We start from the raw sequence: 21,787 nt of genomic DNA on the forward strand, positions 1-21,787 counted from the left end.
CGGGCGAAAGGCGGGCTCCATGAGTAGTTCGCCGGTGACATTGGCGATCGTCAACGATTACGAGTTGATCGTCGCGGGCCTTGCCGCCTTGTTGCGGCCCTACGCCGACCGGGTGCGCATCGTCGAGCTCGACTCGCGCACCGAGGTTCAGATCCCCGTCGACGTCATCATCTGGGACACCTTCGCTGCAGCGCAGGGGGACCGCACCGATGTGACCGATCTGGTGGGCAACAACCACATCGGCCGGGTTGCGGTCTACTCCTGGAACATCGACCAGCTGTTGATCGACCGTTCGCTGGCCGGCGGTGTGCACGGTTACCTGGCCAAATCGTTACCGGTCGACAGGCTGGTCAGCTGCCTGGAACGCATCCACGCCGGGGAGACCGTCGTCGAACGCGGTGACGGCAGCATGTCCATGCCGATGGCGTGGCCGGGCCGGGACGCGGGTCTGTCCGCCCGGGAAGCCGAGGTGCTGGCGCTGATCACACAGGGTCGCACCAACAACGAGATCGCCGAGCGGTGTTACCTGTCGATCAACACCGTGAAGTCCATCGTCAGATCCACCTACCGCAAACTGGGAGTTACCAGGCGGTCGCAGGCCGTCGCGTGGGGGATGACACACGATTTCCAGCCCGATGTGATCCGGATCCACCCCTAGGGGTGTAGTCCGCGGGGAGGTCGAACCCGTTCAATCGACTCAGTGCAACACCTTGTCGACGAACAACTGAGAATGCGCCTGTCGGTGCTTACCGATGGGCCGGTCGAGGTGTCCACGGCATTGGGTATCGCCGGAGAACTGTCCGGGCAGCGCCCCGGCGACGGCCGGACGCTGGAATATCTGCGGGTGTTGGTGACCCTCGGTGTCGTCGACGCGTCATTGGCCCGCATCGTCGAACCGCATCTGGACGCACTGGCCATCCTGCACCAGGCGGGTGTGCCGGCCGAGAAGGGTTCGACGTGGGGCGTATACGCCTCCGGTACAACAGGTTTCGGGCTCGTCGCCCGCCGGGGTGCGCAGGGGTGGGTGCTGAACGGGACGAAAGCGTGGTGTTCGTTGGCCGGGCGGCTCTCGCACGCCGTGGTCACCGCGGAGGTCCCGGGCGCCGGGCAGCAAGCATTCGCGGTGCGCTTGGATCCGCGGCATGTCGAAGTGCAGCCGACGCAATGGGTTTCCCGCGGCCTGGTGGCCATACCGAGTGGGCCGATCACCGTGGAGGATCTTCCTGGGATACCGCTCGGCGGTCCGGGGTGGTACCTCGACCGACCGGGATTCGGTTGGGGTGGAATCGGTGTCGCGGCAGTCTGGTTCGGCATCGCGATCGGCGTGCGGGAGCGGGTACAACGGCATGTCGACGCGCACCGTGCATCGCCCATCGGGCTCTCCCAACTGGGCAGCATCGACGAAGAGATGTTCGCCGCCCAGACCTGCCTGCTGCACGCCGCGGCGGTCATCGATGATGGGATCGCTTCGTCGGCGCTGCTGGCCCAGCGGGTCCGGGCGGTGGTGGCACGGACATGTGAGAACACCGTGCGCAATGCCGGATACGTGCTCGGACCCGGCCCGTTGGTCGGTGAGGAGCCGTACGCCAGGCGGATCGCCGACCTGACCGTCTACCTACGTCAGCATCACGGGCCGCGCGACCTGGCCTATCTCGGCGAACTCGTGGTGGCCGCCGGGCAGGTGAGCCATGGTTGAGGCCAGGCCGTTCACCCATCGTGAGGCAGGCACCGACGAGCCGACCTGGTTGCTGGCCCCCGGTTGGGACGATGTGCCGCGACTGGATCTCGGTGCGCTCACCCGAGGCTGTACCCGGTTCGTCGTGCTGGCGCCGCACCCCGACGACGAGACGCTGGCACTGGGGGCGACGCTTGCCGACCTGGGGAGCGCGGACGTCGAGGTCGTCGTGGTCTTCGCAACCCACGGTGGGCGGGGCCCCGGCTCGACGCCGCGCCGCGTCGAGGCCGAACGCGCGATGGCCACGCTGGGCGCGCACGTGCGGGCCGTGTGGTGGGATCTGCCCGACGGGGGTCTGCCCGCCGCGGAGCAGGAGCTGGCCCGCCGGTTGGCGGAGTTGGTCGATGCGCACACCGTGCTGCTCGCCCCTGCCGAATGTGACGGGCACTCCGATCACGATGCTGCCGGCCGCGCGGCCGAGGCGGTCGCCAGGAGTTCGTCGGCAACACTGCTGAACTATCCGGTGTGGATGTGGCACTGGGCCACCCCGGCAGACATCGACTGGGAACGGGTGCGCACGTTGTCACCCAGTCTCGTCGCCCTGCGGGTCAAGGAATCGGCCATCGACTGCTACACCAGCCAATTGGATTCATCCGGGGATGCCCCGATCGTCGGAGACTCGGTGCTGCGCCGCGCCCACCGGTCGTTCGAGACGGTTCTGCTCCCGACGGACCCGGATCTCAGGCGCAGGGCGGCCGGCCACGTGCTCGGCGGCCGAGCCCGAGATGATGTGGCACAGCCCTTCGACGCCATGCTTGCCGGTGGTGAAGATCCTTGGCATCTCGATGATTTCGTCTATGAGCGACGCCGACTGAGTCTGGTGCTTGCCTGCCTCGGCAGGGAGCGATATCAGCGCGTGCTGGAGATCGGTTGCGCAACCGGTCAGTTGTCGGAGGAACTGACCGGCCGTGCCGACGTCGTTGTGGCCCTCGATGCCAGCGCGGGTGCCCTCCAGGTCGCACGTCAGAAAACCGATGCTGTGCAATGGATCTGGGGGGCTGTGCCGGCAGACCTTCCGAACGAGCGCTTCGACGCAATCATCCTTTCCGAGGTCGGGTACTTCCTCGACGGTCCGGAACTGGTAGCCACCCTGCGGGCCGCCCGGCGACGGCTTACCGCCCGCGGCGAGATCGTGCTGGCGCACTGGCGCGGACCGACGCGCGACATCCCGCTCGACGGGCGGGCAGTGCACCGGCAGGCGGCCGCACTGATGGATCTGCCGCTGCGCGCACGCTACGAGGACGTCGACCTGATCGTGGAAGTCTGGGGTGAACCCGTGTCGGTATACCGAGAGTACCGGGGTGCATCATGACCGCTATTCGCCATGTCGAGGTGGTGGTACCCGCCCGGAACGAGCAGGAGCACATCGACAATTGCCTGCACAGCGTCGTGCGCGCCGGTGCGGCCCTCGGCGCCGAGCTACCGGGAACGTCGTGGGCGATCACCGTCGTGCTCGACTGCTGTACCGATGACACCGGACCGCTGGCCGCCCGATTCGGTGTTCACCTACTGACCACCGACACCTGCGTGGTCGGTACCGCGCGGAAGGTGGGTACCGCGGCGGCGATCAACCGCGCGGCCGGTTGCGGGCGCGCACTCGACACGATCTGGGTGGCCTGCACCGATGCCGACACCGTGGTGCCCGAGCACTGGCTGACGCGGCAGCTCGCGATGGCGGCCGAGGGCGCGGACGCGGTCATCGGGACGGCCGTCCCCGCCGGGGTGGGTCCGGAAATATACCGCCGCTGGTTGCGTCGGCACGAGCTGACCGAGGGTCACCCCCATGTGCACGGCGCAAATCTCGGATTCCGGGCCGATGTGTACCTGCGCGCGGGCGGATTCCCCGATTGTGCCGCCGGGGAGGACGTGAAACTGGTGGAGCGGATCCGCGCGATCACCCCGCGCTGGGTGGCCACCCATCACACCAGCGTGCGCACATCGGGCCGGATCGACTCGCGGGTCGAGGGTGGATTCGCCTCATTCCTGGCCGAACTCGGGAGGGAGGCGAGCTGATGCGCATCGCCGTCATCGGCCCGTCCCGCAATCCCGTCGCCGCACCCTACGCCGGTGGCCAGGAACGCTTCACCGCAATCCTGGCCGACGGACTGCGGGCTCGTGGTCACCGCATCGAGCTGTGGGCGCGCGCGGGAAGCGACCCGATGCTGGCCGACCGGCTCCATGTCATGCCCGGCACGCCGGATCTGTCGTCCGTGGCGTCGCAGGACCCGAACATGCCAGAGCCGAGTTTTCTCGACGACCAGGTCGCCTATCTGGCGGTGATGCGAGATCTGTTGTGCCGGAGCGATATCGATATCGTGCTCAATCAGAGCCTGCATCAGTTGCCGTTGGCCCTGGCTCCCGCCTTGCCGGTACCGGTGGTGACCACATTGCACACCCCGCCCTTTCCGTGGATGGAAATCGGAGCGTGGTTGGCGGGCCCGGACGCGCACATGGTGGCCGTCAGCATGGCATTGCGCGCACAGTGGGAGACCGTGCGTCGGGTGTCGGTGATCCCCAATGGCGTGGACCCACAGATGTTTCCACCCGGACCCGGTGGCGATCACCTTGTCTGGGCCGGGCGGCTCACCCCGGAGAAGGGGGCCGATATCGCCATCTCCGCGGCGCGGGCGGCGGGCCTGCCGTTGCGGCTGGCCGGACCCATCGCCGACCCGCTCTGGTTTGGCGAGGTGATCCGTCCGATGCTCGGGGGCCAGGTCGAATATCTCGGGCAACTGGCTGACTCAGAACTGGCGCAGATGTACGGCGCCGGCCTGGCGACGCTGGTGACGCCATGCTGGGAGGAGCCGTTCTGTCTGGTGGCAGCCGAATCCCAGATGTGCGGGACGCCGGTGGCCGGCGTGCGCCGCGGCGGCCTCGCAGAAGTGGTCCAGGGTCCCGGCGGGGTCCTGGTTGACCCGGGCGACGGGGTGGCCGATCGGCTGGCCTCTGCGGTCACCGCGATGGACGCGGTCGATCGGCACGCGGTTGCCGAGTCGGCGCGGAAACGCCTCGACTGCGCGCGCACCGTCGATGGCTACGAGCAACTGCTCTGCGCCGCAATTGGATTCAATACAGTGGAGGTGCCAGCTATGTGCTGTACATATGCATCGGTCGGAGAGCCCGATGGTTAGCGGATCGCACTGTGATATCGGGCTGCGGCAGATCGGCACGGTCACGGTGGTGGGGGTTGTCGGCACCCTGGACTCGGTGACCGCTCCGCAGTTGGAGTCGGCCATCGCCGATGCCGTGGCCACCGCATCGGATGGCGTCGTCATCGACCTGGGCGGCGTGGACTTTCTGTCCTCCGCGGGAATGGGTGTGCTGATGGGCGCACACGCGGACATCACCCCGGCACGCCGCTTCGCGGTGGTCGCCGACGGACCGGCCACCAGCCGACCGCTCAGGCTTGTCGGCATCGCGGACGTGGTTGGTTTGTTCGCCACCCTCGATGAGGCACTCGATACGGTGACCGGAGGTGATGTTTAGCGCCTCTACGTCACGGGCACAGCCTCCAAGACGCGGCGCGCAGACCCGTGCGCGCGACGAAGGAGCGAGTTCACCAGTGGATACGTCCACCGATACGTCGACCGAGGCCGCCGAGCCGCCACCCGCGGAGGTGAGGCGCGCGGTGGCCGCCTCCGCCATCGGTAACGCCACCGAATGGTTCGACTATGGGATCTACGCCTTCGGTGTCACCTATATTTCGGCGGCGATCTTTCCCGGCGACACTCAGCGGGCCACCCTGTTGGCGCTGATGACCTTCGCGGTGTCCTTCCTGGTGCGTCCGCTGGGCGGCTTCGTCTGGGGACCGCTGGGTGACCGAATCGGGCGCAAACAGGTTCTGGCGCTGACCATCCTGCTGATGGCAGGTGCCACGCTGGGTGTCGGCCTCGTTCCGTCCTACGCCACGATCGGGATGTGGGCCCCCGTGCTGCTGGTGTTCCTGCGGATGGTCCAGGGCTTCTCGACCGGTGGCGAGTACGGCGGCGCGGCGACCTTCATGGCCGAGTACGCGCCGGCACGGCGACGCGGATACTTGGGCAGCTATCTCGAATTCGGGACCCTGGCTGGATTCTCGCTGGGAGCATCGCTGATGCTCGGCTGCTCGCTGGTGCTCGATGAGGATCAGATGAGCTCCTGGGGGTGGCGGCTGCCGTTCCTGATAGCGGCGCCGCTGGGGTTGATCGGGATCTATCTGCGCTCGCGCCTCGATGAGACACCGGTGTTCAAAGAGGTTGCCGATTCTGCCGATACGGCCGCGGACACCACAACTCAGTTCAGAGAGTTGATCGCCGACTACTGGCGGACCATTCTGCGTCTCGGTGGGCTTGTCGTCGCGCTCAACGTCGTCAACTACACGCTGCTGACCTATATGCCGACGTATCTGGAAGGCACGATCGGCCTGTCGAAGGACGTGTCGCTGGTGGTCCCCATCATCGGCATGGTGTCGATGATGGTCTTCCTGCCGCTTGCCGGCATGTTGTCCGACCGGCTGGGTCGAAAGCCGTTGTGGTGGTTCTCGCTCGCCGGGTTGTTCGTGGCCGGGGTGCCGATGTTCATGTTGATGGGCACCGGTCCGGCGGGCGCGATCATCGGCTTCGCAGTGCTCGGCCTGCTGTATGTGCCGCAGCTGGCCACGATCTCGGCCACCTTTCCGGCGATGTTCCCGACCCAGGTGCGCTTCGCCGGTTTCGCGATTGCCTACAACGTGTCGACATCGATCTTCGGCGGAACCGCGCCCGCCGTGAACGAGTGGCTCATCGGTGCGACCGGAACCAACCTCGTCCCGGCGTTCTACATGATGGCGGCGTGCGTGATCGGTGCGGTCGCGCTGGTCGGGATGCCCGAAACCGCGCGATGTCCCATCGACGGCACGCAGACTCCCGGAACCGCTACTGCGCCACCGCCGCTGGACTACGAGGTCAGCTCAAGCGGCCGCTGATATAGACGATTTCGCCCAGCACGTCTCCGGCGCCGAGGTCTGGTTTGCCAAGGCCGTAATCGGTGAACAGCTCGGCTCTGGGCTTTTGCGTCATCTGCCAGCCTCGGGACCGGAGATAGTCTGCGGCGGAAGTGCGTTCACCCCGGTAGACCAGGGACGGCATGTCCATCTCGAGGCCCAGCTTGCTGAACGTCGCGGCGGCCGCGCGGGCTTTCTCCGGGTCGAAGTCCTTCATGCCGGGTACGAACTCGGTGGCCACGGTGCTTCCCGGGGCACTGAGCGCGTGAATATTGTCGAACAGCCGATCCTGCGCCTCCGGTGGCAGGTAGATCAGCAGCCCCTCGGCGCACCACGCGGTGGGCTGGTCGGGATCCAGCCCGGCGGCCCGCATCGCGGTGGGCCAGTCGTCGCGCAGATCCACCGGCACCGTGCGTCGCTCGGCGGTCGGTGCGGCACCGAGGTCGGCCAGGGTGCGGGTCTTGAATTCGATGACTGCGGGCTGGTCGACCTCGTACACGGTGGTGCCGTCGGCCCACGGGAGCCGATAGGCACGTGCATCCAACCCCGCGGCCAGGATGACCGCCTGGCGTACCCCGGATTCACCCGCCGCCATGAAGTAGTCATCGAAAAACTTTGTCCGGACCGCCATCTCGTCGATGTTCGACCGAACCTGAGCCGCGGACTCTGGAGCGATCTCGGCCAGGTCGACGGAACCGTCGACCATCATGGTGAAGGCCGGGATGCCGACCGCACGCACCAGCGGCGCGGCGTACGGATCATCGATGAGCGGATTCTCGGCCGCGCTGGCGATGGCCCGGCCGGCCGCCACCATGGTCGCCGTGGCACCCACGCTGGATGCCAGATCCCAGCTGTCACCCTCGGTGCGCACCATCTTCGCCCTACTGCTTGATCGCGGTGATGTAGGACGGGTGCCCGAACTGCTCCTGCTCGTCGGGCACGGGCAGGCCGTAGCGCTCCAGCAGAGCATTTGTGGTGAGGGCGGAGGTCTGCCAGCCCAGCTCGACCAGATGGGCGTCGGCATCGGTGCGGTCCCCGAGATAGACCAGTTCACTGAAGTCCAGATCGAACCCGTGATCGGACCATTGGTCGCGGACGGCCTGCATCCGTTCGCGTGCCTGCTCCTGCTGCTCTTCGGAGATTCCCGGCACGGCCTCGGCGGCCAATCGACTGCCCGGCGCGCTGTGTTCGGTGATGACCGCAAGGAGCCGGTCCTGTGCCTCGGGTGGCAGATAACCGAACAGCCCCTCGGCGATCCACGCCGTCGGAGCCGACGGGTCGAAACCGGCCGAGCGCAACGCGGTCACCCAGTCATCGCGCAGGTCGACGGCGACGGTGCGGCGGTCCGCGGTGGGCGTGGCACCCAGGTCGGCCAGGGTGCGGGTCTTGAACTCGATGACCTCGGGTTGGTCGACCTCGAAGACCACGGTGCCCGCCGGCCACGCGAGCCGATAGGCGCGCGCATCGAGGCCGGCCGCCAGGATGACCGCCTGGCGCACGCCGGCACCGGCCGCGTCGGCGTAGAAGTCGTCGAAGAACCGGGTGCGCGCCGCCATACCGTTGGCGAAGCGGGCGATGTTCATCTGCGGGTCGTCGCCCAGCTCGGACTCGGTGATCTCACCGTCGACGAGTTTGGTGAAGAAGTCGACGCCGACGGCTCGTACCAGGGGAGCGGCGTACGGATCGTCGATCACCGGCGTGGGTCCCGACGAGGCCATGGCGCGGGCGGCGGCCACCATCGTCGCGGTGGCGCCTACGCTGGAGGCCAGGTCCCAGGTGTCGCCGTCGGTGCGTGCCATGGATCCTCCTCGGATTGCGTTGTCAATCCATTTAATTAGATGACGTAAATATCACCATCGACTGTACGCCGCTCCCTAGATCGTGCCCAGTCCGCCGGATCGGTCGCCGGGGGCGAACCGTGCGTCGGCGGCCCAGGACGGCGGGATCAGGGTTGCGCGACGATCCTTGCGCAGGCCAGCTGCGCGTTCTGTGCGTCGGTGTTCATCTGCGAGGCGGCGGTGTTGAGTGCATCACCGCCGCGGTGTAAGCCCATGTCCAGGAGAAGTTTCGTGGCATGCAGCGACCAGGCCTGCATCGGATCGCTGATATCCGGCGGCAGCCCGGGCGTGCGGCCGGCCGTCAAGGCGGTGGCGGCAGCCTCGCGCAACGCGGTACGCCCGGTCGTGTTCGAGTCGACGACATCGGGCTTGCTGTAGTCGACATGATTGCCGGTTCCTGCGGTGGCGTAGGCGAAGTCCTCATAGTTGGTGGTGGCGTAGTTCAGTGCCGAGGTGAACTGTTGGCAGGCCGCGGATGTGGAATCGGATGTGGGGTCTGTCGGTGCAGCGCCCGGCTGCGCGGCATCGGACATCGCCGGTTCGAATGGTGCCGCAGGAGTGGCAGGACCGGGCTCGACGGGCTCGGCAGCCGCGACACCCGCCGTCGCCGGGATGAGTGTCATGGAAATGGCCATAAACGCCCAAGCGGCTGGTCTGCTCAGCACCGGAATTCTCCCGAGATCGATGTCGTCAAATGCAGTGACAATATAAGCAGTGGGCCGCAATCCGGCAAACGCTCCGATCGCCATTAGTATTTCGAGACAGCGCGATTTTTATATTGTCGAGCGTCGCGGGTCAAGCTCCTGTGAGCGGCGTCATGCCGTGAGCTGTAATCCGACGTCGAAACTGTGAAAATGCCGTTTTTACACAGGTTTTCGGTAGCGAACAAACAGCGGATGTCCATTTCGGCGGCGCGATCACGACTTGTACTGTTCACCGTCAATCTACCGATCCGACACGCGTCGAAGAAAAGATCTCGGATCAGATTGCCGGTTTTCTGCTGACAAAAGTGAGGGAATTGCATGCATTACTTGGCGCCGAATACACCGAAGAAATGGCATCGCATTCCTGCGATCGTGGCGGCCTGCCTGGTCGCCACCACCGCCGGGGCCGGGCCGGCATCGGCAGACCCGTCGACCGATGCCGCGATCGCTCCGGTCGCGGCGAACTCGGATGCCACGGACGCTCCGCCGCCCCCGCCGCCAGGGGCCATGCCTTCGGCCGCACCCGGAGTTCTCACCACACCGGACGGGTGGGTGCTCAATGTCGTCGGAAAGGACGAGTCGCTGGCGCCGGTCGCCCCGCTGACCGGTGCCCCCACCTCACGCGAGTATCTGGTCGACGGGACCTTCACCGGCTCGATCACCGGCTCGGGGAGCACTGCGTTGGCCGGCGGCACGCTGGAGGCCGGTTACCAGATCGGTTGCGGTATCGCCCAGGACGATATCGAGTCGATCACCGGCGGGGGGATCTCGCCGTTCATCACCCCGCCGTTCGGCTTCAAGTCGGGCCTGCGACCCGAGTTCCTCTTTCCGATCGGTGTCACGGCCAACCTGAGTCAACAGATGAAGATCGACCTCAAGCCCGGGACGGTCAACATCGTGCCGGTGGGCAAGAAGTCGTTCAAGGGCGAGAACCCTCGAGTCTCGATCACCGGTTTCCGGATCAAGATCGACGGATGCGCCGGGCAGTCCTTCATCAGGTCCTACGCCACGCTCACCAGCTCGACCGACAACACCGATGACGTCATCACCTATCTCGGCGTGACCAAAGCCGTCTGACGGCAACTACTCGAACTTCGACATGGAGGCTGTCTGATGAACCTGCACCGTTTCGCCGCGATCGCCGTGACACTTGCGCTACCCCTGGCGATCACCCCCGTTGCGGCGGCCGACCCGGCCGACGATCCCGCGGCGCCGGGCGCCGACCCGCTGTCCGCGCCGGCGGTACCCGGGCCGGCACCCGATACCGGCGCCGTCGCCTCCGAGGTTCCCGGAATCGCACACACCCCGGACGGTCGGACACTGACCGTGCTGGCCAAGGAGGAGACCCAGCTGCCGGTGGCACCGCTGACCACCTCGCTGTCGTCGAGAGAGTGGTTGGTCGGTGGCACCTTCACCGGCAGCGGCATGGGTTCGGTCAAGGGCGGCACCTTGGAGGTCGGCTACCAGATCGGCTGCGGTATCGAGATGGACAAGGTCAAACTCAACGGCTCGATCGGCGTCAGTGGCGGCAACATCGCCGTCGACAACGGCGGCAGATTCTCCGACTTCGGCGCGCTGAGCTTTCCCATCTCGGGGCAGATCGAGGTCGAACCCCGACCGGGCACCGTCACCAACGTGCAGGTGGACAAGAAGTCCTACAAGGGCAACGAAGTCCGCGTGACCGTGAAGGACGTGCACATCAAGGTGGACAACTGCGTGGGTGCGTCGTCGTTGCGGTCCTATGCCGTACTGACCAGCTCCGGTACCGACGCCGACGATATCGTCGCGTACTACGGCGTGGCGAAGGTCTTCTGATGCGGGCCATCGTCCCGCTGGCGGTGGCCGCGACTGTCGCGGCCACCCTGTGCACCTCGGCCACCGCAGCCGCCGATCCGGGCGCGGGCGAACCGCCCGACCCGGCGGTGCCACCCGCGCCGGCTGCCCCGCCCCCTGCCGATCCCGCGGCGCCGCCGCCGGGGCCGGCATCAGCACTCGGTCCCGCGCTGCAGGGCCCGGTGGCGGCACTCACCCAGAACACACAGGAACTGATGCTCGGTCAGTACGCGGTGCCCTCGGTACCTGGATCTACCCCGGCCCTGGCCCCCGATGCCTCGGTGCTCGCCATAAGCCAGTTCCTGAACCCGCTGAACTTCCAGGTCCAGCATCCCGGTCCGGACGCGGCACCGACCTCGCCGTACCCCCTCGATCCGATGCAACCGGGCCCGTTCGACCGCGTGAACGACCTGCGTGCCACCCATGCGATGGTGCACGGCGCGCTGGGCCGGATGAACATCGCCGACCTCGGTCAGCCGCTGCCCGGTACCGCACCGCCGGAGGGGACGAACATCCCGCCGGGACCGGTTCAATTTCTGCCCGACCCCGCCGGGCCCGAGGCACCGCTGCCCTAGGGCTCTGGGCGACGCCTGTCCCGAGTCGTCGCGACCTTGTCACGCACCCTGTCACGCACCCTGTCACGCACCCTGTCACGCACCCGCGCATGCCGGGGCGGTTGGATTGCGCGACCGGTTTTCCTGCCGGTCGATTCTCTGCGAGCCGTCGACGCCGGCGGCGATCGGTACCGGGCAGACGGCGCGCAGCTGTTACTCTCGTAGACTGTTTGACGCACGCCTGCGTAGGTTGCAAACCTGCAGCTAGGTGGCGCGAGACTTTAACCAGACGCTGGTAACGACCAGCCCCATCGGCACGCCGCGTAACGAAGCCGGCCTGCGCAGGAGGAAGAGTGCTTTCGGCTTTCATCTCGTCGCTGCGGACTGCCGACCTCCGAAAGAAGATTCTCTTCACTCTCGGTTTGGTCGTGCTGTACCGCGTCGGCGCGGCGGTTCCGTCGCCCGGCGTGAACTACCCGAACGTCCAGCAGTGCATCGAGCAGGTCTCCGGTGGTGACTCGGCGCAGATCTACTCGCTGATCAACCTGTTCTCCGGCGGCGCGCTGCTTCAGCTGTCGATCTTCGCGGTGGGCGTCATGCCGTACATCACCGCAAGCATCATCGTCCAGCTGCTGACCGTGGTGATCCCGCGTTTCGAACAGCTGCGGAAAGAGGGTCAGGCCGGTCAGGCCAAGATGACCCAGTACACCCGCTATCTGTCGGTCGCGTTGGCGATCTTGCAGGCCACCAGCATCGTCGCGATGGCCGCCAACGGCGCACTGCTGCAGGGCTGCTCGCTGGAGATCATCGACGACTCCTCGATCTGGGGCCTGGTCGTCATCGTCCTGGTCATGACCGCCGGTGCGTCGCTGGTGATGTGGATGGGCGAGCTGGTCACCGAGCGCGGAATCGGCAACGGCATGTCGCTGCTGATCTTCGCCGGCATCGCCGCGCGCATCCCGTCCGAGGGCAAGATGATCCTGGACGCCCGCGGTGGCCTGGTCTTCACCTTCGTCTGCATCGGTGCCCTGGCCATCCTGGTCGGCGTCGTGTTCGTCGAGCAGGGCCAGCGCCGCATCCCGGTCCAATACGCCAAGCGCATGGTCGGCAGGCGCATGTACGGCGGAACGTCGACCTACCTGCCGCTGAAGGTCAACCAGGCCGGCGTCATCCCCGTCATCTTCGCGTCCTCGCTGATCTATATCCCGCAGCTGATCACGCAGTTGATCGACAGCGGCCGCAGCAACCCGGGCACCGGCTGGTGGAGTTCGTTCGTCGCCAATCATCTGTCGAACCCGACCAGCATCACCCACATCGCCATCTACTTCGGCCTGATCGTCTTCTTCACCTACTTCTATGTGTCGATCACGTTCAATCCCGAGGAACGTGCCGACGAGATGAAGAAGTTCGGCGGCTTCATCCCGGGCATCCGCCCCGGTAAGCCGACCGCCGATTACCTGCGCTACGTGCTGAGCCGGATCACCCTGCCGGGGTCGATCTACCTGGGCGCCATCGCCGTCCTCCCGAACGTGTTCCTGCAGGCCGGTAGCGGTGGTGCCACCCTGCAGAACCTCCCGTTCGGCGGTGTCGCGGTGCTGATCATGATCGGCGTGGGTCTGGACACCGTGAAGCAGATCGAGAGCCAGCTGATGCAGCGCAACTACGAAGGATTCCTCAAGTGAGAATTGTTTTGCTCGGTCCCCCCGGCGCCGGAAAAGGCACCCAGGCGGAGAAGCTCGCGGCCCAGCTCGGCATCCCGCAGATCTCGACCGGCGACCTGTTCCGCCACAACATCAGCAATGGCACCCCGCTCGGTGTGGAGGCCAAGAAGTATCTCGACGCCGGTGACCTGGTCCCCGCCTCGCTGACCAACGCGCTGGTCGACGACCGTATCGATCACGACGACGCGGCCGGCGGGTTCATCCTCGACGGTTTCCCGCGTTCGGTGGAGCAGGCCGAGGCGCTCAAGGAGATGCTGGCCAAGCGCGGTCTGAAGCTGGACGCCGTGGTCGAGTTCCGGGTGCCCGAGGACGAGCTGGTCGAGCGGCTCAAGGGCCGCGGTCGTGCCGACGACACCGAGGAAGTCATCCGCAATCGCTTCAAGGTCTACCGCGACGAGACCGCGCCGCTGCTGGACTACTACGCCGGTGAACTGAAGACCGTCGACGCCGTCGGCAGCCTCGACGAGGTGTTCGCCCGGGCGCTGGCCGCCCTCGGCAAGTAACAGACCGCCGGTGATCAACGTGCCAGGCCTGCGTCGCAAGGTCGTCCCGCAGCGCAGCCCCGGTGAGCTGGATGCGATGGCCGCGGCCGGAGCGCTCGTCGCCGCGGCATTGCGTGCCGTGCAGCAGGCCGCCGAGCCCGGCGTCTCCACCGGAGAACTCGACCGCGTCGCCGAAGCGGTCATCCGCGACGGGGGCGGCGTGCCGTCCTTCCTCGGATATCACGGTTTCCCGGCCACCGTCTGCGCCTCGGTCAACGACCGCGTCGTACACGGCATCCCGTCGGACACCGAGATCCTGGCCGATGGTGGCTTGGTCTCCATCGACTGCGGGGCCATCCTCGACGACTGGCACGGCGACTCGGCGGTCACCTTCGGGGTGGGCACCCTGATCGAGGCCGACGAGAAGCTCTCCGCGGCCACCCGGTTCTCGATGGAGGCCGGCATCGCGGCGATGCTGCCCGGCAACCGGTTGACCGACGTCTCCCACGCCATCGAGAAGGGCACCCGCGCCGCCGAGGTCCGCGACGATCGCCGCTACGGCATCGTGGCCGGCTACGGCGGACATGCCATCGGCCGCGAGATGCACATGGACCCGTTCCTGCCCAACGAGGGATCGCCCGGGCGGGGCCCCTACCTGGAGATCGGTTCGGTGCTGGCAATCGAGCCGATGCTCACCCTCGGCACCACCAACACCAAGGTGCTCGACGACGACTGGACCGTCGTCACCACCGACGGCTCGCGGGCGGCGCATTGGGAGCACACCGTCGCCGTCACCGCCGACGGGCCGCGCATCCTCACGCTGTAGCGCTCAGCCCGGCTCGCTCGACCCGTCGAGCAGGGTCAGGGTCTCCCAGTTCTGCTGGGTCGCCGCAGCCGCCGCCTCGGCGTCGCGGCGGCGGCAGCACTCGATGATCCGCTCGTGTTGGGCTATCGACTGCCGGCCCGACAACGAGGAGAATCGCTGGTACTCCAGGCGCCGCAACACCGGGGTCACCGTTTCCAAAGCCACCGAGATCGCGTGGTTGCCACTCGCCGCCACGGCGACATCGTGAAAGCGCGCATCGGCGCGCATGGCGGCGGCCGGATCCTCCAGGTCGAGTGCGTCGGCGAACTCGGCATTGGCCGCGACCATGGCGTCGATATCGGCTTCGGTCAACACCGGGACGGCGAGCCGGACGGCCAGCGCGTGCATCGCGGCCGCGACGGCCTGGGCGTCCAGGGCCGCCTTGCGTTCGATGGTGGAGACCACCGTCGAACGACCCGGCATCGTCTCCACCAGACCGGCGGTCTCGAGCCGGGCGATCGCCTCCCGGATCGGGGTGCGGCTGATCCCGAGCCAGCGTTCCAGCTCGGGATCACGCAGCTTCTCCCCGGGTGCCAACGTGCCGTTGACGATGGCGTCCCGCAGTGACAGGTAGGCCTGATCACGCAGCAGCGACCTCTTGTGTCTACCCTGTTCACCCGGCACCGGCATGCACCGAATCCTATGTCGGGGTGCAGATGCCACGGATGAGGTCGGCGGCCTTCTCACCGATCATGATGGTCGCCGCGTTCGTGTTCACCGACACGATGGTCGGCATCACCGACGCATCGGCCACCCGTAGGCCCTGCAGGCCGTGCACCCGTAGCTCGGGGTCGACGACCGACTCCGGGCCGGTGCCCATCGCCGCGCTGCCGACCGGGTGGTAGTAGGTGCTGGTCGCCCGCACGACATGGCGGCGCAACCCGACCTCGTCGACGGTGTCCGGGCCCGGCAGCACTTCGCGGCCACACCAGGGCGCGAAGGCATCGGTGGCCGCGATCTCACGGGCCAGCCGGACGCCCTGGATCAACCTGCGCACGTCGGATTCCGTGCCCAGATAGTTCGGATCGATGAGCGGGGCCGTCTCCGGATCCGGTCCGGCGAGCCGGATACTGCCGCGGGCGTGCGGGACCGCCGCGACGGCGATCGTAAAGCTGTTGGCCGGCGAGCTCAGATGTGGCGGATGGAACGGGACATGGATGAACATCAGCTGCATGTCCGGTCCGGTCAGCGCTGCGTTGCTGCGCCAGGCGAGCGATGTTTCGGCATGGTTGGTGAGCCCGGGTGGGATGGGTCGCGACGCCTCGAACACCACCGGACACAGCGGATGATCGTGCAGATTGCGGCCAACACCGGGTAGATGGTGGCGCACCGATATGCCGACCGATCGCAGTTCGGGGTCCGGGCCCACCCCGGACAGCAGAAGTAGACGAGGGGTGTCGACCGCCCCGGCACTGAGGATCACCTCGGCGTCGGCCATACCGCGGCACAGGCGGCCATCCATCGCGAATTCCACACCGATGCAACGGGTGCCGGAGAAGAGGAGTCGTCGTGCGCGAGATCCGGTGGAGATGGTCAGATTGGGGCGGGCCCGCACCGACGGAGGCAGGTAGGCCACGGCGGTACTCTGCCGGCGTCCCTGTGCTATCGCCAGATCATGCCAGCCTGCGCCCTCCGGGTCGGCGCCGTTGAAGTCATCGGTCACCGCGAAACCCGCCTGCTGTGCGCCGTCGAGGAACACCTGGGACAGCGGATTCGCGGTGTCGGGTGAAACCGGGGCCGGTGACATCGGGCCGCCGGTGCCGCGGTAGCGGACATCGCGCCCTGGCACGGTTTCCATGCGTCGGAAGTAGGGCAGCAGCGACGCGTGATCCCAGCCGTGGCAACCGGCCTTCGCCCAGGTGTCGAAATCGTCGGGATGTCCACGCAGGTGCACCATGGCGTTGATGCTGCTGCTGCCGCCCAGGGTATTTCCCCGTGGCCAATTATGTTGCAGTCCATCGGTTCCCGGCTGAGGGACGGTGCGGTAGTTGTGGTCGACCGGGCTGCCCCACAGCGTCGGCCATGCCGGTGGCGTGGCCACGGCCGGGTCGGTGTCCGGCGGGCCGGACTCCAGCAGGAGCACCGTGGTGCCGGGATCTTCGGAGAGTCGGCTGGCGATGACACTGCCTGCCGAACCGGCGCCGATCACGACGAAGTCGTACGTGTCGTTGATGGCGGTGTCGGTGGTGCGGATGGTCATGGGAACCTCTCGTGGTCGGGAAATGCAATATATTGGATATCGCTATTCGGACGGAGTTTGTTCCCCGTCGCGCCGATCCCGCTCGGTTTTGTCTCGTCAGGTGGTCAGACGGTAAGAAAAGGGATGCCCTCACACCCCGGTAAGCGCGACCCGATAGCTCTGGCGCGCGCCAACTGGGAGCGCGCCGGCTGGTCCGATGTCGCCGACGGCATGGTGGCGGTCACCTCGGTGATGCGGGCCCACCAGATCCTGCTGGCGCGCGTGGAGAACGCCCTGCGCCCCTACGATCTGAGCTTCTCCCGCTTCGAGCTGCTACGGCTGTTGGCATTCAGTAGGAACGGCGAGCTGCCGATCACCAAGGCCTCCGACCGGCTCCAGGTGCACGTCACCAGCGTCACCCATGCCATCCGACGGCTCGAGGCCGACGGGCTGGTCGAACGGTTGCCGCACCCGACCGATGGCCGCACCACCTTGGTGCGACTGACCGACCTGGGTCGATCGACGGTCGAGGACGCCACCGAGACGCTCAACGCCGAGGTGTTCGCCGATATCGGCATCCCCGACGAGGATTCGCGCTCGCTCGCCGCGGCGATCGAGGCGCTGCGCCGGCACAGCGGGGACTTCTGACAGCCCGCGAGACTACGGGTTCTGCTGCCCGGCGGCGGATTCCCCAGCAAAACCCGTAGTGTCGGCGGCCGGGATCGGGATGCTGGCGGTGACAGTGGTACCCGCGCCCGGCCGGGACCGGATATGCAGGCGACCGCCGACGATCTCGGCGCGCTCGGCCATCGACAACAATCCGTAGCCGCCCATCTCGTCGCCGCCGAGGGGATGCTCGAATGTGTCGAATCCGATTCCGTCATCGGTGATTTCGAGTCGGGCCTGCTGATCGGAGACCGAGAACGTGAGTTTCGCGCGGGTGGCGCGGGCGTGTTTGACGACGTTCTGCAGGCATTCCTGGGCGATCCGGTACAGCGCGAGCTCGATATGGTCGGGCAACCGTCGATCGGCGAGTTCGACCGCCAATTCGAGCTCGGGGATGGAGCGCGCCAGACTGGCCAGTCCGCCGGCCAGGCCGAGATCGTCGAGCACCGGCGGGCGCAACCCGCTGATCGCCGCGCGTGCCTCCTGCAATGTCAGGTCGGCCAATTCGCGGGCCTTGGCCAACTGGTCGGCCGCGGTCACCGGATTGTCGGCGACGGCGCGCCCCGCGGCATCGAGCCAGTAGGACAGCGTCACCAGGCGCTGGGAGATGCCGTCGTGGATATCGCCGGCCAGCCGCCGCCGTTCCAGCTCTTGGGCCTCGATGACCTGCTCGACGAAATTCTCGTGGGCGCGTTCGCGGGCCACCAACTGGCGGTGTAGGCGGGCCTGGTGCAGTGCACCCGCGATGAGCCGCCCGATGACCAGCAACAGCTCGACATCGCGTCCGGTGAACTCGCGGCGCTGCACGGTGTGCACATTCAGTACGCCGACCAGACCGCCCGGATCGGTCTGCATGGGCACCGAGACCATCGAGGTGAAATCCGAACCGCGCAGCGACTCGAAGGGCAGGTAGCGCGGATCGGATTCCTTGTCGTGACCGATCACCACCGGCTGACGGTTGCTGGCGACCCAACCGGATATCCCGTGGCCGAGCGGCAGGCGGATCTTGCCGACCTCACTGTCGAACGGAGGGGTCGCGCCGGTCAGCGTCAGCGACCGCTCGGTGTCGTCGAGCACGTGCACGAAACACACGTCGGTGGCCGTGGCATCGGTGATCATCCGGGCGGCGGCCGCAGCCAACGGCTCCACACCGGGACCGCTGGAGGTCGCCTGGATCAGTTCGCGCAGCAGGGCCAGCTCCCGGTCGGCGGTCAGGATGGGGCTCGTCACCGGTAGATGCCCTCCCGTAGAGCGGTGGCCACCGCGCCGGTGCGATCGCCGACGCCGAGCTTGCGATAGATCGAACTCAAGTGGGTCTTGACCGTTTCCTCACCGATCACCAGCTTGGCGGCGATACCGCGGTTGGACAGCCCGCTGACCACATACGACAAGATCTCGCTCTCACGCTGGGTGAGCCCCTGCCGGGCACCCGGCCAGAACTCGTCGCGCTGCAGGCGGGCCGCGGTATCGGCGGCGCGTGCCGCCATGCCGGGGTCGATGGCCGTCTGGCCGCGGTGGGCCAGTTCGAGCTGGCGGACCAGTTCGTCACTGCTGATGCTCTTGAGCAGATAGCCCGATGCGCCGACCCGAAGTGCCTGGAACAGGTACTGCTCGTCCTCGTATACCGACAGCATGACGATCTTGCGGTCGGGATCGCGCTCCCGCAGCGCCAGGCACAGATCCAAGCCGCTGGACCCCTGCATCCGGACATCGCACAGCACGATGTCCGGGTCCAGTTCGGCGACCACCACGAGGGCCCGTTCGGCGCCGACGGCCTGCCCGACGACCTGCACACGATCCTCGAAGCTCACGAGCATGGCCTTGAGCCCCTCGATGACCATCTCGTGGTCGTCGACCAGCACAAGGCGCATCGGGCTGGACGGCGCCATGCCAACAACCATAGGGTCGCCGGGCGGCCGGCAGACCCAACTTGGCCCACCCAATCCCCCTTCTGGGGGACGCGCCACAAATGTGAGCTGGGCCACTCTTGTGCGATGACGACGCCACTGGATAGTGCCGGACCCGCCGCCACCTACCTGTTCCGCCGTACCGACCCGTTGCGCGCGCTGGTGCTCGATCTCGATGCCCTGGCCGACCTGCGTTTCGATGGCTACCGCGCGGTGTTCAACGCCGCCTTCGCCGCCCTCGGCCTTCCCGTGCAGTGGAGCGTCGAGCGCTACCGGCAGCTCCTGGCGCTGCCCGACGAACGGCTGCGGGTCGCGGCCGAGCTGCGTAAACGATGTATCGGCACCGACTGCGATGTGCTGGTGCGGGTCCTGGTCGAGCAGGTGTGCGAGACCAAGGAGGCCCTGCTGCAGCGGGTGATGCTCGACGCGGGGCTCAGCCCGCGCACCGGGCTCAACGATCTGGTGACCGATGCCTTCGTCGCGCAGGTGCCGATCGCGGTCATCACCGACGGCCGCCGGCGCTGGGCGCAGCCGCTGGTGAGCCAGCTGGTGGGGGCCGGTCTGGTGGAGGCCGTGGTGACTGCCGACGATATCGGTGTGCCGCCGCGCGGGGATGCCCTGATCCGGCAGGCGCTGGTCGAACTGGGCGTGGCGCCGCATGACGCACTGGCCATCGTCGGGTCGGCCACCGGCCTGCGCGGCGCCGACACCGCGGGCCTGGCCACCGTGCTGATCGACGGCGACGCGCACCCCGCGGCCGCGGTTCCGGCTGCCGCGGCCGCGGTGCGTCGCGATTACAGCGGGACCGACGGCGGCCTGCGGCTGGCCCAATGCCGCCGACTGCACGCGCAGTGGTGGGCCGAACACAACGTTCCGGCGGCCTGACCGCGCCGACGCCGCTTGTCGCCGGTGCCTGCGATCACAGCGGCACCCAGATCCCGAAGAACCAGAACCCCCACTGGTTGAACCCCGGGTCCCAGACCGGAGTCACGGTCTGTCCCCAATAGTCGAAGGGTGCCGGTGGCGGCGCCCACGGTGGCGGGGGCGGGTCGAATCCCCACGGCCGCGGCGGTGGGGGCGGTGGTCCGAAACCCCATGGGGCCGGCCCGTTGCCCCATGGCGGGGGATGTCCGTGCCAGTGCGGGTCACCGGGCGGACCACCGGGACCACCCGGATTGCCAGGCCCACCCGGGCCACCAGGGCCACCGGGATTGCCCGGCGGGGGCGGTGGCCCGGCCGGGCCACAGTGCACGCCAGGCGGACCGCATGGTGGACCCGGTGCGGCGTAGGCCACGCCGGACCCCACCCCGATGGCAGCCATACCGATCACACCGGCCGCGCCCACGGCGAGCAGCCCCGCCGTGCATCGCTTCGTCACGCTCATGTCGAACTCCCTCGACGATCAGGTTTCCCGACCTGGAGTCCACAGTCACCCTCGAACCTGCAAGCAGGCTGTGACTATCCCGCGCGCAACGCCTCGATGACGGCGCTGAAATCCAACCCGCTGTGCTCGGCGTTGAAATCCGCGTAGATCTGCGCCGCATGAGTGCCCAGCGGGGCGTTGGAGCCGGTCGATTCGACCGCTGCCATCGCCAGCCCGAGGTCCTTGTGCATCAGGGCGGTCGCGAACCCGGGCTTGAAATCGTTGTTGGCCGGTGAGGTCGGAACCGGCCCTGGCACCGGGCAATTGGTGCTCACTGCCCAGCAGTTACCGGTCGCCCCGGTGATCACGTCGAACAGCTTCTGTTTGTCCAGATCCAGCTTCTCGGCCAGTACGAACGCCTCACCGATGGCGATCTGCTGCACGGCAAGGACCATGTTGTTACACACCTTGGCGGCCTGGCCGGCGCCCGAGCCCCCGCAGTGGATGATCTTGCCTGCCATAGGATCCAGCGCCGCGGTGGCTCTCGCGAATTCCTCCTCCTCGCCACCGACCATGAATGCCAGCGTGCCCGCCGCGGCACCCTTGATGCCGCCGGACACCGGGGCATCGAGCTGGGCGAAGCCGGCGTCGAGGGCCTGCCGGTGGATCTCGCGGGCGTCATCGACGGAAATGGTGGAGGTGTCGATGAACAACGCACCGGCCTTGGCCGCCGGCAGCACCTCGGCATAAACGGACTTCACGATGGCACCGTTGGGCAGCGAGGTGATGACGATATCGGCCTCGGCCACCGCCGCGGGGCCGGTGTCGAAGGTGATGATGCCCTTGCCGGCCGCGGCGTCCCGCAGGTCGGCAACGGGGTCGTACCCGTGCACGGTGAAGCCGCCCGAGACCAGGTTGGCGGCCATCGGACCGCCCATGTTGCCCAGCCCGAGAAATGCGATGGTGCTCATCTGCTGTCG

Annotated in this window: 24 protein-coding genes; 15 read left to right on the forward strand and 9 right to left on the reverse strand. The window is 67.4% G+C overall.

The window, feature by feature from the left end; all coding sequences use genetic code 11:
• Positions 1-19 precede the first annotated feature (19 nt).
• Genes IC40_RS0109500 through IC40_RS0109530 form a run of 7 tightly spaced genes read left to right on the forward strand, consistent with a single transcriptional unit; the run spans position 20 to position 6,677 of the window.
• On the forward strand, positions 20-658 hold the full coding sequence (locus IC40_RS0109500) for a helix-turn-helix transcriptional regulator (RefSeq protein WP_030134479.1): 639 nt from the start codon (positions 20-22) through the stop codon (positions 656-658).
• A gap of 42 nt (positions 659-700) precedes the next feature.
• Positions 701-1,696, forward strand: coding sequence for an acyl-CoA dehydrogenase family protein (locus IC40_RS0109505; protein ID WP_138158164.1), 996 nt, complete (start codon positions 701-703; stop codon positions 1,694-1,696).
• Positions 1,689-3,047, forward strand: coding sequence for a bifunctional PIG-L family deacetylase/class I SAM-dependent methyltransferase (locus tag IC40_RS0109510; protein ID WP_030134481.1), 1,359 nt, complete (start codon positions 1,689-1,691; stop codon positions 3,045-3,047). The genes IC40_RS0109505 and IC40_RS0109510 overlap by 8 nt, the downstream gene beginning before the upstream one ends.
• The gene (locus IC40_RS0109515; protein WP_030134482.1) at positions 3,044-3,748 is read left to right on the forward strand and encodes a glycosyltransferase family 2 protein; all 705 of its coding nucleotides are present in this window, start codon (positions 3,044-3,046) and stop codon (positions 3,746-3,748) included. The genes IC40_RS0109510 and IC40_RS0109515 overlap by 4 nt, the downstream gene beginning before the upstream one ends.
• A complete protein-coding gene (locus IC40_RS0109520) occupies positions 3,748-4,866 on the forward strand; it encodes a glycosyltransferase (RefSeq protein WP_051644296.1) in 1,119 nt (372 codons plus the stop codon). The genes IC40_RS0109515 and IC40_RS0109520 overlap by 1 nt, the downstream gene beginning before the upstream one ends.
• Positions 4,859-5,221, forward strand: a complete 363-nt coding sequence (locus IC40_RS0109525; RefSeq protein WP_030134484.1) for an STAS domain-containing protein — start codon at positions 4,859-4,861, stop codon at positions 5,219-5,221. The genes IC40_RS0109520 and IC40_RS0109525 overlap by 8 nt, the downstream gene beginning before the upstream one ends.
• Positions 5,214-6,677: an MFS transporter gene (locus tag IC40_RS0109530; RefSeq protein WP_372493987.1), complete on the forward strand. Its 1,464-nt coding sequence runs from the start codon at positions 5,214-5,216 to the stop codon at positions 6,675-6,677. Before IC40_RS0109525 ends, IC40_RS0109530 begins: the two co-directional genes overlap by 8 nt.
• On the opposite strand, the gene IC40_RS0109535 is transcribed toward IC40_RS0109530, so the two are convergent.
• From IC40_RS0109535 to IC40_RS0109545, 3 genes are all read right to left on the reverse strand, one after another.
• Positions 6,658-7,569 (reverse strand): SAM-dependent methyltransferase, encoded by a 912-nt coding sequence (locus tag IC40_RS0109535; RefSeq protein ID WP_030134486.1) that lies wholly within the window; start codon positions 7,567-7,569, stop codon positions 6,658-6,660. The genes IC40_RS0109530 and IC40_RS0109535 overlap by 20 nt on opposite strands.
• 7 nt (positions 7,570-7,576) lie before the next feature.
• On the reverse strand, positions 7,577-8,494 hold the full coding sequence (locus IC40_RS0109540; RefSeq protein WP_030134487.1) for a class I SAM-dependent methyltransferase: 918 nt from the start codon (positions 8,492-8,494) through the stop codon (positions 7,577-7,579).
• Positions 8,495-8,640: 146 nt separating this feature from the next.
• Positions 8,641-9,156, reverse strand: coding sequence for an Rv2240c family protein (locus IC40_RS0109545; RefSeq protein ID WP_081843413.1), 516 nt, complete (start codon positions 9,154-9,156; stop codon positions 8,641-8,643).
• 399 nt (positions 9,157-9,555) lie between these two features.
• Between IC40_RS0109545 and IC40_RS0109550 the strand changes: the two genes are divergently transcribed.
• The 6 genes from IC40_RS0109550 to map all read left to right on the forward strand — a co-directional run bounded on the left by IC40_RS0109550 (position 9,556) and on the right by map (position 14,653).
• Complete coding sequence (locus IC40_RS0109550) at positions 9,556-10,314, forward strand: MspA family porin (protein WP_042510055.1); 759 nt, start codon at positions 9,556-9,558, stop codon at positions 10,312-10,314.
• Positions 10,315-10,350: 36 nt separating this feature from the next.
• The gene (locus tag IC40_RS0109555; protein WP_042510054.1) at positions 10,351-11,052 is read left to right on the forward strand and encodes an MspA family porin; all 702 of its coding nucleotides are present in this window, start codon (positions 10,351-10,353) and stop codon (positions 11,050-11,052) included.
• A complete protein-coding gene (locus IC40_RS27810; RefSeq protein ID WP_036469659.1) occupies positions 11,052-11,645 on the forward strand; it encodes a hypothetical protein in 594 nt (197 codons plus the stop codon). Before IC40_RS0109555 ends, IC40_RS27810 begins: the two co-directional genes overlap by 1 nt.
• Positions 11,646-11,977: 332 nt before the next feature.
• Positions 11,978-13,306 carry a preprotein translocase subunit SecY gene (gene secY, locus IC40_RS0109565; RefSeq protein WP_019512380.1) on the forward strand — a complete coding sequence of 443 codons (1,329 nt, stop codon included), beginning with the start codon at positions 11,978-11,980 and terminating at the stop codon, positions 13,304-13,306.
• Positions 13,303-13,848: an adenylate kinase gene (locus IC40_RS0109570; protein WP_030134492.1), complete on the forward strand. Its 546-nt coding sequence runs from the start codon at positions 13,303-13,305 to the stop codon at positions 13,846-13,848. Before secY ends, IC40_RS0109570 begins: the two co-directional genes overlap by 4 nt.
• A 10-nt stretch (positions 13,849-13,858) precedes the next feature.
• Entirely contained in the window at positions 13,859-14,653 is a 795-nt protein-coding gene (gene map / locus IC40_RS0109575; protein ID WP_030134493.1) for a type I methionyl aminopeptidase, read from the forward strand.
• Positions 14,654-14,656: 3 nt separating this feature from the next.
• On the opposite strand, the gene IC40_RS0109580 is transcribed toward map, so the two are convergent.
• Entirely contained in the window at positions 14,657-15,322 is a 666-nt protein-coding gene (locus IC40_RS0109580; protein ID WP_030134494.1) for a GntR family transcriptional regulator, read from the reverse strand.
• A 10-nt stretch (positions 15,323-15,332) separates the two neighbouring features.
• Entirely contained in the window at positions 15,333-16,892 is a 1,560-nt protein-coding gene (locus tag IC40_RS0109585; protein WP_030134495.1) for a GMC family oxidoreductase, read from the reverse strand.
• 123 nt (positions 16,893-17,015) lie between these two features.
• Here IC40_RS0109585 and IC40_RS0109590 point away from each other — a divergent pair, with 123 nt between their 5' ends.
• Positions 17,016-17,519: a MarR family winged helix-turn-helix transcriptional regulator gene (locus IC40_RS0109590; protein WP_030134496.1), complete on the forward strand. Its 504-nt coding sequence runs from the start codon at positions 17,016-17,018 to the stop codon at positions 17,517-17,519.
• Positions 17,520-17,531: 12 nt separating this feature from the next.
• Here the strand turns inward: IC40_RS0109590 and IC40_RS0109595 are convergent, their stop codons facing one another.
• Together IC40_RS0109595 and IC40_RS0109600 are read right to left on the reverse strand one after the other, a co-directional pair.
• Complete coding sequence (locus IC40_RS0109595) at positions 17,532-18,767, reverse strand: GAF domain-containing sensor histidine kinase (RefSeq protein ID WP_030134497.1); 1,236 nt, start codon at positions 18,765-18,767, stop codon at positions 17,532-17,534.
• Positions 18,764-19,426 carry a response regulator gene (locus IC40_RS0109600; protein ID WP_030134498.1) on the reverse strand — a complete coding sequence of 221 codons (663 nt, stop codon included), beginning with the start codon at positions 19,424-19,426 and terminating at the stop codon, positions 18,764-18,766. The genes IC40_RS0109595 and IC40_RS0109600 overlap by 4 nt, the downstream gene beginning before the upstream one ends.
• Positions 19,427-19,531: 105 nt before the next feature.
• Between IC40_RS0109600 and IC40_RS0109605 the strand changes: the two genes are divergently transcribed.
• Complete coding sequence (locus IC40_RS0109605; RefSeq protein WP_234797796.1) at positions 19,532-20,329, forward strand: HAD hydrolase-like protein; 798 nt, start codon at positions 19,532-19,534, stop codon at positions 20,327-20,329.
• 34 nt (positions 20,330-20,363) lie between these two features.
• On the opposite strand, the gene IC40_RS27815 is transcribed toward IC40_RS0109605, so the two are convergent.
• The gene (locus IC40_RS27815; RefSeq protein WP_081843377.1) at positions 20,364-20,828 is read right to left on the reverse strand and encodes a hypothetical protein; all 465 of its coding nucleotides are present in this window, start codon (positions 20,826-20,828) and stop codon (positions 20,364-20,366) included.
• Between the two features lie 74 nt (positions 20,829-20,902).
• Positions 20,903-21,778 (reverse strand): 3-hydroxyisobutyrate dehydrogenase, encoded by an 876-nt coding sequence (mmsB, locus tag IC40_RS0109610; protein WP_030134500.1) that lies wholly within the window; start codon positions 21,776-21,778, stop codon positions 20,903-20,905.
• Positions 21,779-21,787: the final 9 nt, after the last annotated feature.

Origin of the sequence: Mycolicibacterium neoaurum ATCC 25795, from assembly GCF_000691525.1 — a bacterium.
GTDB classification, from domain to species: Bacteria; Actinomycetota; Actinomycetes; order Mycobacteriales; family Mycobacteriaceae; genus Mycobacterium; species Mycobacterium neoaurum.

What these genes read in the sequence shown, in the direction of transcription:
- IC40_RS0109545 (WP_081843413.1), bottom strand. Translation starts at nt 9,156, where the DNA reads ATGACACTCATCCCGGCGACGGCGGGTGTCGCGGCTGCCGAGCCCGTC.
- IC40_RS0109605 (WP_234797796.1), top strand. Translation starts at nt 19,532, where the DNA reads ATGACGACGCCACTGGATAGTGCCGGACCCGCCGCCACCTACCTGTTC.
- IC40_RS27815 (WP_081843377.1), bottom strand. Translation starts at nt 20,828, where the DNA reads ATGAGCGTGACGAAGCGATGCACGGCGGGGCTGCTCGCCGTGGGCGCG.
- IC40_RS0109590 (WP_030134496.1), top strand. Translation starts at nt 17,016, where the DNA reads ATGCCCTCACACCCCGGTAAGCGCGACCCGATAGCTCTGGCGCGCGCC.
- IC40_RS0109535 (WP_030134486.1), bottom strand. Translation starts at nt 7,569, where the DNA reads ATGGTGCGCACCGAGGGTGACAGCTGGGATCTGGCATCCAGCGTGGGT.
- IC40_RS0109580 (WP_030134494.1), bottom strand. Translation starts at nt 15,322, where the DNA reads ATGCCGGTGCCGGGTGAACAGGGTAGACACAAGAGGTCGCTGCTGCGT.
- IC40_RS0109510 (WP_030134481.1), top strand. Translation starts at nt 1,689, where the DNA reads ATGGTTGAGGCCAGGCCGTTCACCCATCGTGAGGCAGGCACCGACGAG.
- IC40_RS0109500 (WP_030134479.1), top strand. Translation starts at nt 20, where the DNA reads ATGAGTAGTTCGCCGGTGACATTGGCGATCGTCAACGATTACGAGTTG.
- IC40_RS0109525 (WP_030134484.1), top strand. Translation starts at nt 4,859, where the DNA reads ATGGTTAGCGGATCGCACTGTGATATCGGGCTGCGGCAGATCGGCACG.
- IC40_RS0109550 (WP_042510055.1), top strand. Translation starts at nt 9,556, where the DNA reads ATGCATTACTTGGCGCCGAATACACCGAAGAAATGGCATCGCATTCCT.
- IC40_RS27810 (WP_036469659.1), top strand. Translation starts at nt 11,052, where the DNA reads ATGCGGGCCATCGTCCCGCTGGCGGTGGCCGCGACTGTCGCGGCCACC.
- IC40_RS0109530 (WP_372493987.1), top strand. Translation starts at nt 5,214, where the DNA reads ATGTTTAGCGCCTCTACGTCACGGGCACAGCCTCCAAGACGCGGCGCG.
- IC40_RS0109555 (WP_042510054.1), top strand. Translation starts at nt 10,351, where the DNA reads ATGAACCTGCACCGTTTCGCCGCGATCGCCGTGACACTTGCGCTACCC.
- IC40_RS0109585 (WP_030134495.1), bottom strand. Translation starts at nt 16,892, where the DNA reads ATGACCATCCGCACCACCGACACCGCCATCAACGACACGTACGACTTC.
- IC40_RS0109600 (WP_030134498.1), bottom strand. Translation starts at nt 19,426, where the DNA reads ATGGCGCCGTCCAGCCCGATGCGCCTTGTGCTGGTCGACGACCACGAG.
- IC40_RS0109520 (WP_051644296.1), top strand. Translation starts at nt 3,748, where the DNA reads ATGCGCATCGCCGTCATCGGCCCGTCCCGCAATCCCGTCGCCGCACCC.
- IC40_RS0109540 (WP_030134487.1), bottom strand. Translation starts at nt 8,494, where the DNA reads ATGGCACGCACCGACGGCGACACCTGGGACCTGGCCTCCAGCGTAGGC.
- IC40_RS0109515 (WP_030134482.1), top strand. Translation starts at nt 3,044, where the DNA reads ATGACCGCTATTCGCCATGTCGAGGTGGTGGTACCCGCCCGGAACGAG.
- mmsB (WP_030134500.1), bottom strand. Translation starts at nt 21,778, where the DNA reads ATGAGCACCATCGCATTTCTCGGGCTGGGCAACATGGGCGGTCCGATG.